At 69.2% G+C, this 11,250-nt stretch carries 12 protein-coding genes, 1 tRNA gene and 2 pseudogenes; 5 read left to right on the forward strand and 10 right to left on the reverse strand.

Annotated elements, in window-relative coordinates:
* The first annotated feature begins 118 nt into the window (after positions 1-118).
* Positions 119-192: transfer RNA gene (locus C1I97_RS21280), tRNA-Gly, on the forward strand.
* Positions 193-471: 279 nt separating this feature from the next.
* On the opposite strand, the gene C1I97_RS21285 is transcribed toward C1I97_RS21280, so the two are convergent.
* The 5 genes and pseudogenes from C1I97_RS21285 to C1I97_RS21305 form a co-directional block, all read right to left on the reverse strand.
* Complete coding sequence (locus tag C1I97_RS21285; protein WP_111004817.1) at positions 472-822, reverse strand: helix-turn-helix domain-containing protein; 351 nt, start codon at positions 820-822, stop codon at positions 472-474.
* A 9-nt stretch (positions 823-831) separates the two neighbouring features.
* Entirely contained in the window at positions 832-1,218 is a 387-nt protein-coding gene (locus tag C1I97_RS21290; protein ID WP_111004818.1) for a type II toxin-antitoxin system RelE/ParE family toxin, read from the reverse strand.
* An 856-nt stretch (positions 1,219-2,074) separates the two neighbouring features.
* Positions 2,075-2,479, reverse strand: coding sequence for a MerR family transcriptional regulator (locus C1I97_RS21295; protein ID WP_111004819.1), 405 nt, complete (start codon positions 2,477-2,479; stop codon positions 2,075-2,077).
* A gap of 108 nt (positions 2,480-2,587) precedes the next feature.
* Positions 2,588-3,805: a cysteine desulfurase family protein gene (locus tag C1I97_RS21300; protein ID WP_220040844.1), complete on the reverse strand. Its 1,218-nt coding sequence runs from the start codon at positions 3,803-3,805 to the stop codon at positions 2,588-2,590.
* 178 nt (positions 3,806-3,983) lie between these two features.
* Positions 3,984-4,262: pseudogene (locus tag C1I97_RS21305) on the reverse strand (tyrosine-type recombinase/integrase); the annotation flags it as partial.
* Positions 4,263-4,347: 85 nt separating this feature from the next.
* On the opposite strand from C1I97_RS21305, the gene C1I97_RS21310 reads away from it, so the two are divergent.
* Complete coding sequence (locus tag C1I97_RS21310) at positions 4,348-5,583, forward strand: threonine/serine ThrE exporter family protein (protein ID WP_258382670.1); 1,236 nt, start codon at positions 4,348-4,350, stop codon at positions 5,581-5,583.
* Between the two features lie 250 nt (positions 5,584-5,833).
* Here the strand turns inward: C1I97_RS21310 and C1I97_RS21315 are convergent, their stop codons facing one another.
* The 5 genes and pseudogenes from C1I97_RS21315 to C1I97_RS21330 form a co-directional block, all read right to left on the reverse strand.
* The gene (locus tag C1I97_RS21315; RefSeq protein WP_111004821.1) at positions 5,834-6,244 is read right to left on the reverse strand and encodes a PIN domain-containing protein; all 411 of its coding nucleotides are present in this window, start codon (positions 6,242-6,244) and stop codon (positions 5,834-5,836) included.
* Positions 6,241-6,462, reverse strand: a complete 222-nt coding sequence (locus C1I97_RS21320) for a type II toxin-antitoxin system VapB family antitoxin (protein ID WP_181446833.1) — start codon at positions 6,460-6,462, stop codon at positions 6,241-6,243. Before C1I97_RS21320 ends, C1I97_RS21315 begins: the two co-directional genes overlap by 4 nt.
* A 406-nt stretch (positions 6,463-6,868) precedes the next feature.
* Complete coding sequence (locus C1I97_RS41610) at positions 6,869-7,045, reverse strand: hypothetical protein (protein ID WP_181446836.1); 177 nt, start codon at positions 7,043-7,045, stop codon at positions 6,869-6,871.
* 88 nt (positions 7,046-7,133) lie between these two features.
* Positions 7,134-7,364: a DUF5302 domain-containing protein gene (locus C1I97_RS21325; RefSeq protein ID WP_111004823.1), complete on the reverse strand. Its 231-nt coding sequence runs from the start codon at positions 7,362-7,364 to the stop codon at positions 7,134-7,136.
* 89 nt (positions 7,365-7,453) lie between these two features.
* Positions 7,454-8,106: pseudogene (locus tag C1I97_RS21330) on the reverse strand (ATP-binding cassette domain-containing protein); the annotation flags it as partial.
* Between the two features lie 864 nt (positions 8,107-8,970).
* On the opposite strand from C1I97_RS21330, the gene C1I97_RS21335 reads away from it, so the two are divergent.
* The 3 genes from C1I97_RS21335 to C1I97_RS21345 form a co-directional block, all read left to right on the forward strand.
* Entirely contained in the window at positions 8,971-9,174 is a 204-nt protein-coding gene (locus tag C1I97_RS21335) for a cold-shock protein (RefSeq protein ID WP_028799214.1), read from the forward strand.
* Positions 9,175-9,354: 180 nt separating this feature from the next.
* Positions 9,355-10,848 carry a DEAD/DEAH box helicase gene (locus tag C1I97_RS21340; protein WP_181446834.1) on the forward strand — a complete coding sequence of 498 codons (1,494 nt, stop codon included), beginning with the start codon at positions 9,355-9,357 and terminating at the stop codon, positions 10,846-10,848.
* Positions 10,849-10,933: 85 nt separating this feature from the next.
* The coding region (locus C1I97_RS21345; protein ID WP_309147817.1) for a CBS domain-containing protein at positions 10,934-11,250 on the forward strand (317 nt) is incomplete at its 3' end.

Raw genomic sequence — 11,250 nt, forward strand, 5'->3', positions numbered from 1 at the left:
CCTCCACACCCCCTCCTACCCCCCTGAAAAGCACGCAGGCCCCTCGGCTTGAGCACCGGGGGCCAGGGATGAGGTACAGTGAGCGAGCATCGGACACCGACTCCGGTCGGCGTCTTACGCGGGTGTAGTTTAATGGTAGAACATCAGCTTCCCAAGCTGAGAGCGCGAGTTCGATTCTCGTCACCCGCTCCAGAGAGAAACCCCAGGTCAGTGGCCTGGGGTTTGTGTTTTGCCGCTGACTCTTCGGTGCGTTTCGCACCATTGTGCACTCGAAGATGGGGCACGCGGAGGACATGGGCGCTTAGTTGAGATCGGCCAACCGCTGCCCCTCCACTCCAGTGCGTGCCGCTGGCCTGCGGTTTCACGCCAAGCTATGCAAGATCGAATAGGGAGAGCCCTCAGCCTGCTGTTCCCCGAAAAACGCTGCCGGACGGTGCGCCGCATGCACCGCACGCAAAGCCTTCGGGCCAGCTACGCCGCTGCGCTGCCCTGATCACCACTTGCCGGCATCCGCAGCGTGTGATCACCGAAGTCAGCAACGAGGTCCAGCCTGCCGCCGAGCGCCTCGACGTAACGTGCGATGACATCGAGAGTGGCGGCCTCACCGTGCTCGATCTGGGATACACGAGCGATGCTCACACCCATACGGGCAGCCACGTCCCTCTGGGCCAGCCCGTACTGATTGCGCGCCTCGGCGAGTTGATGCCCACGGGCTTCCGCCAGCAGGCGACGCGAACCAGCCTCCACCTCAGCGGGATCCACACCGGCCGAGTACAGCTCCTGCTCCAGGGTCTCCCAGTCCTGTGGGGCCTTCTTGGGCATGCTTACTCCTCAGTCCTCCGTGTCACCGGTGTAGTCGCGGTAGAGCTGTTCAGCCAGGGGAATGTTGTCGCGGTACCAACGATCCCAGTTTCCCGCCTTATCGCCGCCGAGAAGCAGCAGGGCCGAACGAGTCGGATCAAAGGCGAAGATGATCCGGATCTCGGACCGGCCACCCGATCCCGGCCTCAGCTCCTTGAGGTGATGCAGGTCCGATGCCTTCAGCCGGTCTACAAGAGGACGGCCCAGAGTGGGACCAGCGTCACGCAGTGCGGCAACGGCCTGGGCAACCTGGGAGGCAGAACCGAGATCCTCCTTGATCAGCTGCCTGAACCACTCCGCGTACTCATCGGTGACCTTGATCGCCCAGCTCAAGACGACTCCCCTCGACACCAGCATAAGCAGCTTAAGGTTTTCCTTAAACAGCGGCAAGCCAACTGTTCCGGCAATGACCCCGTCGGCAGGGCTCCCTCATGGACCACCACCCCTGGTGGGAGGCCCCGCATCTCTCACCACACTCAGAAGCTCACGCCACGCGCGAATAACGGCGCCCACGTCCAGCAGGAGTTCTCGCACCTGGCGGAGCAGCACGCGCATCACGAACAGCCCTACGGCGGCGCCCCATCCCACGGTGATCCACCCCATCGGGCTGCCTCCTCACCTCGGGCAGCAGGGTCCTCGCCCTGAGGGCTGAGGTCTTTACCTGGAGAGGTAAATCTCTCGATCTTGAGTCGCGGTATCGCGCCGCGCCCACCGCCTTGGGCACCAGGCTGCCCGTCATGGAGATCAAAGTCTGCAGGGTAGAACCGGCATTTTGTGATCTTGCGAGCTAGGGCAGGGGACCGGCATCCATGTGCAGTCGCGACAACCCACCTCAGCCGACCTACGCGTCGACGAGCCCGAGCACGGAGGAGGCGACATAGGCACAGCACTCGTCCACCTCACGGCGTCGTGCCCATAGCGTGCCCTTCAGAGCGGAGAACCACGGTCAACAGCGGTGCCACCAAGCACTCACGCCTGCAGTGGTACAACGAGTCTGTACAGGTCAGCAGCCATGTGGGTACCCAAGCGCCGTCACTTCCCAAGCTGAGAGCGCGAGTTCGATTCTCGTCACCCGCTCCAGCAGAAACCCCCAGGTCATGGACCCGGGGGTTCTTTGTTGTTCAGACCGGTGGGCGGGTGCCGCACCACACCGCACCATTGGCTCTCCAGTGCCTCTGCTGTGGCGCGCGGAGTCGTCCTCGGTCCGGCTACCTCAGGGCATGGGAGTACTCGCGAGGCGCTTCGCCGACGTGGCCGCGGACTCCTCCGCCCTGACCGGTTGGGTGCGCAGATCCTTCACCCGTTGCTGGGCGGCCTGCTCGAAGCCGCGGATTCGCTCCAGCAGTGCCTCGCGCTCCTCGGCCGGCAGTTCCTCGCCCGGGTCGAGGCGGTCGGTGGCCTCCAGCAGGGCGCGCATCTCGTCGAAGGTGAAGCCAAGCGGCTTCATGCGGCGGATGACCATCAGGCGGGCGACGCCGGCCTCGGGGTGGAGGCGGAAGCCGCCCTGGGAGCGGGCGGAAGGGATGACGAGGCCGGCCTCCTCGTAGTGCCGGATGGTGCGCAGGGACAGCTCGGTCCGTGCGGCGACCTCGCCGATCTGCATGTGCTCGCCGCTCACGCGGGATGCCGCCTGAACGAGCACAGTGCCCGGATCCACAAGACACTCAGCGGCGGACTCACCGGCAGCCACTGACCGACATACGCGCCACCGAGAGCCACAGGTACGTCACTCGCCGCGGGCCGTTCGCCGCGGCGAAGGGCTTTCGCGGTGCCGAACGGGGCTTCTGGGACCGGCAGCGGCGGCCAGCAGGCGAGCTGCCGAGTCGACGTCTTCCGCGGTGGTCCAACGGCCCAGGGAGAGTCGAAGGGCCGACAGTGCCCGGTCGTCGTTCAGTCCCATGGCCTGCAGCACCGGCGAGGGCATGTGGTCGCCGCTGTGGCACGCCGAACCCGTGGAGGAGGCCACCTCGGGCACGGCGGCCAGGAGTTCGTGTCCGCGTATGCCGTCGATGCTGATGTTGAGGGTGTTGGGCAGGCGGGGTTCGGCGGGTCCGTTGAGGTGGACACGGCCCGGCAGCGCCCTGGTCAACTGCGCATGGAGGCGGTCGCGCAGGTCCCGGATACGGGCGTGCCCGCCGGCGGCCAGTTCCTGGGCGGCGAGTTCGGCCGCCGTCCCCAGGGCGACGGCGAGGGCGACGTTCTCGGTGCCGGCTCGCAACCCGCGCTCCTGCCCTCCTCCGTAGACGAGGGGTTCGAGGGCGACGCCCTCGCGTACGTACAGGGCGGCGATGCCCTTGGGCGCGTACATCTTGTGCCCGACGACGGTCAGCAGGTCCACGCCCAACTCGCGTACGTCCAGCGGGACTTTTCCGACGGCCTGCGCGGCGTCGCAGTGGAAGGGCACTCCATGGGTGCGGCTGATGCGGGCGAGGTCGGCGATCGGCTGTAGGGCGCCGGTCTCGTTGTTGGCGGCCATGACCGACACCAGGACGGTGCGTTCGGTGAGCGCGGCGGCCAGGGCGACGGGGGCGACGAGGCCGTCCCCGTCGACCGGCAGGCAGGTCACCTCCACGCCGTGCAGCCGCTCCAGTGCCCGGCAGGTCTCCAGAACTGCCGGATGCTCGGTGACCTGCGTGATCACGTGCGGGCGGTCGGCCTTGGCCGCCAGGACGGCGCCGCGCAGGGCGAGGTTGTCGGCCTCCGAACCGGATCCGGTGAACACGATCTCCCCGGCCCGCGCGCCGATGAGCTCGGCCACCTGCCGGCGGGCGCGAGCCAGGGCCGCCCCGGGCTCGGTGGCGTAGGCGTGCGCGCTGGAGGGGTTGCCGAACCACTCCGCCAGGTACGGGCGCATCGCCTCCACCACCCGGGGGTCGACGGGGGTGGTGGCGTTGTGGTCGAGGTAGACCGGTCCGCCATCAAATCCGGGGTGCACGAGGGTCACGCGGCATTCTCCGTCTCGGCGGGCAGTTCTGCCAGCCGCCACTCCAGCATTCCGTCCATCAGCCGGACCGCCCTGCGGCCGCGCGCGTGCACAGGCGTACGGCGTCGCAGGCGAGCACGCAGCAGGCGCCCCGGCAGTACGCCACCGCTTCCGTCTCCTCCGGCAGTTCGGCGATGCGGTCGGCGAGTTCCCCGGGCCGTATCGGACCGTACGCGCCGAGGTAGACCATGAGGCGTCGGCGAATGCCGATCGCGTCGGCGAGGGCGTCGGCCTGGGCGACGGTGGCGATGCGCCGCTCGGCCGCCTTCTCCTTACCGGCGCCCTTGATCCGGCACGGGTTGCGCTGGATCAACTCGTCATCGACGGCGGTTTCCACGATGGCTTTCAGGAGCCGGTACGCCTTGGCCGTGATCGCCTTGGCGCCCGTGATCCGCAGCCGTTCGGGTGACGGGGACCGTGCTGTCCGAGATGCCGGGAGTCAGCCGTCCACGCAGGCTGGAACTCCTGGTCCCGGAGCGAGGATGCGGGCGTTGGAGGCGGGCGTGGAGCAGCGATCGGTCGCGGATCTCGACGCCCTCACGGCGTTCCTGGCCCGGCTGACCGGTCTGCTGCTGCGCTCGTCCGGCGAGGGTGCCCATCTCGTCGAGCGAGCCGTGGCCGACAGTGCCCGTGCCTTCGGCGGTGACTCGTCTCTGCTGCTGGTGCCGGAGGCGGCGGTACTCACGGTCACCGCGGCGGACGGCGGTACCCGCGCCGTCATCGTGCACGGCTTTCCGGAGGTCTTCCGCCTCGACCAGGTGGCCGCGCTCAAGCCGCTCCTCGCCGACGTGCGGGCAGGCCGGACCGGGATCGCGGAGGCCGACCGCAGGCTGAGGGAGGTCGAGGCGGCGACGGTGCCGTACCCGTGGTGGTTGAAGTTCCTCGGCATCGTGCTGTTCGCGCTGGGTTTTGCGCCGTTGATGCAGCCCACCTGGTACGAGATCGCCACCACGGCCGTGCTGGGCGGGCTCGCCGCGGCTCTCGCGGTCACCGCCGACCGCGTGCCCCGGCTGCACCGGTTCCTTCCGCTGGCGGTGTCAACGGCGGTCTCCGTCGTCACGATCGAGCTGTTCGCCGACGGCCCTGCGCACGGCGGTCCCGTCCTGCTGATGCTCCCGGCGCTGTTCTACTTCATCCCCGGCGACTACTTGAGCGCGGCGACCGCCGAGCTGGTCGCCGGTCTGATCACCACCGGTGCGATACGGCTCGTCTACTCCGTCTTCCTGCTGGTCCAGCTGTATGCCGGTGTCCTGCTCGGCGTCCTCTTCGCCGGCGCCTCCCCCCACACCCTCTTCGACGTCGCCGCCCACTCCGACCTGCCCCGATGGACGTTGTTCCTGGCCTGGATCGTCTTCACGGCGGGCGCTCTGTTCGCCTTCGCGATCCCCCTGCGCTTCTTCTGGCCGCTGCTCCTTCTCGTCTACGTCACCGTCGGCGTGCAGTCGGCGTTCACGAAACTCGCCGGGGAGACGGGCGGCACCTTCGTCGCCGCGGTCGTCCTCGCCGCCGCGGCCACGCTGATCGCGCGCGGGCCGCACCGCCCACCCCGGCTGATCCTGATCCTGCCCGGCTTCTTCACGCTCACCGTCGGCTCGCTCGGCATGCGCGGCCTGACCACGCTGGCCGGCGGCTATGTCGAGGGTTTCCGGGACCTGCTGAAGCTGGTCACGGTCGTCACCGCCCTCGCCCTTGGCCTGGTGGTCGGCGAAGCACTCACGCAGGGGCGTGGCGACACGTAGACGAAGCGGCACCATGGCCCACGCACCGGCAGCCTTCGCCGAGCAGGACGACGTGGCCCGCATGAGCCGGGCCGGCCCCGCCCACAGCGCGGACCGCCGACCGCTCCGTGGCGAGAACCACGCCGGAACAGGTCCTGACCAAGTTCGACGGCATCCCCGGACTCGTATCCCCCGTGACTTCCGCTCCGTCTTCGATTGCCACCTTCGCCTGACATCGGGCGACCACAACCTGTCGAGCGGCGAAAGCCGCTCAGGCGATGTCGTGGACGTTGTGCTCGGTCAGGTCGGATGCGTGCCGGGCAATGGCGCGGTAGCCGGCATCGTCGTGGAGGACTGTCAGGCCGTGGTGGGCCGCAGTGGCAGCGATGATGAGGTCCACCGCCGAGGCACTGCGATGCTCCCCGGCCCGGGCCATGCGGTGCTGCACCGCGCTGACCCAGCGCCCCGCGCTCTTCGGCACCGAGGCGTCGGGGTAGAGGTCTGTGAACATTTCCGCGATCTCGTCGTACTCGCGACCGTTCCGGGCGCTGTGCAGGAACTCGGCGCGCTGCGCGTAGCAGGATGCGATGGCCCTGGCATCGATCGCGTCGTACCAGGCCGATTGCAGTTTGGGATCGCGGAGCAGCCGGACCAGGCCGGACGTGTCGAGCAAGTAGATCACCGGCTGTGCTTCTCCGCCCGGTGCAGGCGCTCGGCGTCCTCGACGGCACCCCACTCACGCGCACGCTCGAAGTGACGGCTGATGCGCGCCGCACGCTCCTGCTGCTCTGCGTAGAAGTGCAGGGCGAGGTTGACCGCCTCCTTCTTGGTCCTGACCTTGGCCAGAGCCATGGCGCGTGCCAGAGCGTCGTCATCGATGTCGATCTGAGTCACAGACATGCGGCACCTCGCGCACAATGTTGGCGATATACATAGAAGAATACATCACCAACATTAGCGGGTCCGTGTTTGTGTCGGGTCCCAGCATGTGCAGTCGCGACGGACACTCCCGATCGGTCGGAGAGGCGACGGTCCGGTCGGCGAAGCGTCACGCGCGCGTACGGCCCGACCGCTGCTGGGGGCGCCAGCGCCCACAGCGTGCCCGTAAGAGCGGGCAACCACGGTCAACAGCGGTGTGATCCGGCACGCCGACGGCTCAGCATCAGCCGCGTATGACCAGGTCAGAGGCCGCATGGCCGGACAAGCGCCGTCGCTTCCCCAGCTGAGAGCGCGAGTCGGTTCTCGTCACCCGTTCCACGGAGAAGGCCCGGGTCGGAAACCCGGGCCTTTTTACTGTCCTCGATGATCACTCGCCGCGTGCCGGATTCGTGCCAGAAGGCTTCTCGGCTGCCTTCTTGGCGGCCTCGGCGCGAGCCTCGCGGACGGAGGTGAACAACCGCGCGGCGATCTCCGCGTTGCCGAGGTGCTCCCCGAGCAGCGCGAGCACTTCGGATTCCCGAGCCGAGATCGTCGGTGCGGACATCCCGCAATTGTGTGGGGAGGGGTTCCGTGGCCGGTGCGGAGGCGGCCCGCCGGTCGCGATGACCGGCGGGCCGCCCGGTGGGCTGCGGTCAGCCGGACTTGCGGCGGAAGGCGCGGTTCTGGCCCTTGGGGCCGCTGAAGCCCTTGAGCTTGAGGCGGCCGTCTTCGTGAGCCTGGCGGGACGAGCTGACGGCGGCCTTGCGTGCCAGGGCCTCCTGGAACCTGCGCTTGGTCTCCGCCTCGTCCGTCTTCTTCTTGTCGTTCGGCGTGGGCGTGTCGTTCGGCGTGGGCGTGTCGTTCGGCGTGGGCGTGTCGGTCATGTGTCGGCTCCTGGTCAGTTGGTCAGGGACAGGGCGGAGTCACGCGGTGGGAGGGCGGTGCGGCCGCCCTCCCACCGGGCGCGCAGGCGGCGGTCGTGGGAGACCAGGAGGAGGGTGCCGGGGTAGTCGGCCAGGGCCTGTTCCAGGTCTTCGATGAGCGCCGGGGAGAGGTGGTTGGTGGGCTCGTCCGGGAGCAGCACCTCGGGGGATCCGGCGAGGAGGGCGGCCGGCCGCAGGCGGACCTGCTCGCCGCCGGAGAGGTCGCCGACGGCGCGGTCGCGGGGCAGGTGGCCGAGGCCGAGGCCGTGCAGGGCGCGCTCGATGCGGGCGTCGGCCCGTAGCCGCCGCGCAGTTCGAAGGCGGTCAGCAGGCCGCCGTACTCGGTGAGGACCTGGTCGTCGCCGGCGCCGTCGGTCACGGCGGCCTCGAGCTCGCGCATGCGGCGCTCCATGGCGCGCAGGTCGCTCAGGGCGTCGTCGACGGCCTGCTGGACGGTGCGGTGCGCGGGGAGCCGGCCGTCCCGCGGGAGGTGGCCGACACCGCCGTCGGCCTGGACGGTGATCTCGCCGGAGTCCGGCTGTTCCACCCGGGCGAGCAGGCGCAGCAGGGTGGTCCTGACCGAGCCGTTCTCTCCGATGACGCCGGTGCGTTCACCTGTGGTGAGGGTGCAGCTGACGGAGTCGAGGACGAGACGGCCGTTGTACGACTTCGTGACGGCGCGGGCGCTGATCTGCGCGGGCATGGGGGTGCTCCGAGACGTTCGCGTGAGGGGCGGCCCCGGCGGGCCGCGGGGTCGGGTGAGCGCCCCGGAAGAGCATGTCCACCACCGCTTCTTTGGTGCGACAACGGTTGCTTCAGGACGCTGTCATGGTGGCGGTGGCGAAGGCAAGCGGAAATTCCGGCGCGGGGCCCGGTTCCGGTACGGCGGCCGACGAGCGGCCGACGGGTGGCGGGCGGGACCCGGTACGGCGGCCGGGCGGCCGTACCGCGCGTATCCGTGCGCAGGTGCTTCAGCTTCGAGCGCATCGCCGCCGTCACCGGCCAGGCGCTCCAGCGGTACGGCCCAGAGCCGGCGAATGAGCCGAGGCGCGGGCTCCGGCCGTTCCGAGAAGTCGCGACCGTCGGCCCTACAGGGGAAGGCCGGCTGCACCCGAAGGACTGTGCACGCGCGAAGGCCCTCCCTGGCCCGATGTCCGGCTGGGCAGGGTGCCTCGATCGCCCCGCCGGAATCGTCCTGTGGCCTTCGTCTCGCTTCTGGGTTCTCGGCGCTGTCGTCGGCGTCTCGTCCGCCGCCGACGACAGCGGCCGCGTGCAAGCCGTCGAAGGAGGTCACAGTGCTGTGAGCGGAAACGCCCGGCGGCGACACCGCAGCCCGGAAGACAATATCTGTGCTCACAAAGTAAGAAATCGATGCGGCGCACGAGAAGTATTCCTGAAGCGACAGGCGACGCAGAATTACTTACCGGGCAGGGCCGATGTCGACGTGCTACTGTCGACGTCAGTTGCAGGTGTGGTTGCCAGAAGATTTTTCCGACGGTCGATCATCACGGCGACACGGAATCCGCACAGGGCGTATTCCTGGCACCGCCTCCGAAGGAGAAACAAAATGGCTACCGGTACTGTGAAGTGGTTCAACGCGGAAAAGGGCTTCGGCTTCATCGAGCAGGACGGCGGCGGCGCCGACGTCTTCGCCCACTACTCGAACATTGCCACCCAGGGCTTCCGCGAGCTGCTGGAAGGCCAGAAGGTGTCGTTCGACATCGCGCAGGGCCAGAAGGGCCCGACGGCCGAGAACATCGTTCCCGCCTGATGCACCGGCACTGACGCATACTTTGCCGCTGGGGCCCGCACCTTGGGGTGCGGGCCCCAGCTCGCTTTATTTTCAGGGTGCTTCACCCCTGTCATTTTCGGCTCGTTCTCGCGATTCTCTGCGCCGCTCATTTCGCTGCGGAAATTCCTTGATACGTGCCCACGTCGAGGAAGGTTCCGCATGGACCGCACACGCACCACTCGCACACGCACCACTCGCACGTACGACCGCTTCGGAGGACGTGCTGCCGCAGGCCGCTCCGGCGTTCCGCGCCGTTCCGGCGGTTACGGAAACCGACAGGCCGCGCAGGGCGAGTTCGCGCTGCCGAAGACGGTCACGCCGGCGTTGCCGGCTGTCGCGTCGTTCGCCGATCTCGTCATGCCGGCCCCGTTGCTGACCACGCTCGGCCAGGAAGGCGTGACCGTACCGTTCCCGATCCAGGCGGCGACCCTGCCGAACTCCCTGGCCGGCCGTGACGTACTCGGTCGCGGTCGCACCGGGTCGGGCAAGACCCTCGCCTTCGGCCTCGCGGTACTGGCCCGTACGGCGGGCCGACGCGCCGAGCCGCGCCGGCCACTGGCTCTGGTCCTCGTCCCCACCCGTGAGCTGGCCCAGCAGGTCACCGACGCGCTCGCTCCCTACGCCCGCTCCGTGCGCCTGCGGCTCGCCACCGTCGTCGGCGGAATGTCCATCGGCAGGCAGGCCGGGGCGTTGCGCGCGGGTGCGGAGGTGGTCGTCGCGACGCCCGGTCGGCTCAAGGACCTCATCGACCGGGGCGACTGCCTGCTCGCCGACGTCGGCATCACGGTTCTCGACGAGGCCGACCAGATGACCGACATGGGCTTCATGCCCCAGGTCACCGCCCTGCTCGACCAGGTGCGCCCCGAGGGCCAGCGGTTGCTCTTCTCCGCCACTCTGGACCGCAACGTCGACCTGCTGGTCCGCCGCTACCTGACCGACCCGGTGGTCCACTCCGTCGATCCGTCGGCCGGTGCCGTCACCACGATGGAGCACCACGTACTCCACGTGCACGACGCGGACAAGCACCGCACGACCACCGAAATCGCGGCCCGGGACGGCCGGGTCATCATGTTCCTGGACACCAAGCACGCCGTGGACCGGCTGACCGAGCACCTGCTGAACAGCGGTGTCCGCGCCGCGGCCCTGCACGGTGGCAGGTCCCAGCCACAGCGCACCCGGACCCTGGCACAGTTCAAGGACGGTCACGTCACGGTCCTGGTGGCCACCAACGTCGCGGCCCGCGGCATCCACGTCGACAGCCTCGACCTGGTCGTCAACGTGGATCCGCCCAGCGACCACAAGGACTACCTGCACCGTGGCGGCCGTACGGCCCGCGCCGGCGAGTCCGGCAGCGTCGTCACCCTCGTGACCCCCGGCCAGCGTCGCGGCATGAGCCGGCTGATGGCTTCGGCCGGGATCACTCCGCGCATCACCCCGGTCCGCTCGGGCGAGACGGAACTGAGGCGCATCACCGGCGCCCAGGCGCCCTCCGGCGTCCCGGTGGTCATCACCTCTCCGGTCGTGGAACGCCCCCGCCGCGCGTCTTCGCCGTCGCGGGGCCGCCGGCGCCGCACCACCGGCCAGGGCCGACCCGTCGGCGCGGGGGTGCGCGGCAGGGCACAGCCGCGGCCCGGCAAAGAAACGGCTGCCTAGGCCCGGCGCGGTGCCCGGACCACCGTGGTCTCCCTGGGACCGCAATGGCTGCCAGACCGACCAGCTCTTACCGCAGGAGGCATCCTTGACGTCCATTCGAACGCAGTACGGCACGCCGGACACCGCCCCCGTGACCGTGGTCGACGACATCGAGGCGTACGGGCCTCGGGTGTGTGACGACATGACCGTCGAAGTGGCTCTGGCCGTCATGGCGGGCGCCCGTGTCGAGTACCTGACCGTGTGCGACGGGGACGACCAGAGCACGGACTTGATCACTCTGGTCCGGCTCGCCGTCCTCCGCGACAGTCCCGTGTACACGGACCGGATCCGTCTGCGGGACATCCTCGACGGATCGCTCCCCTCGCCCGGCGCCCGCCCCGGCGGCGTCGGTGAGTACGGCCG

This window comes from Streptomyces sp. NTH33 (assembly GCF_003236365.1).
GTDB lineage: Bacteria > Actinomycetota > Actinomycetes > Streptomycetales > Streptomycetaceae > Streptomyces.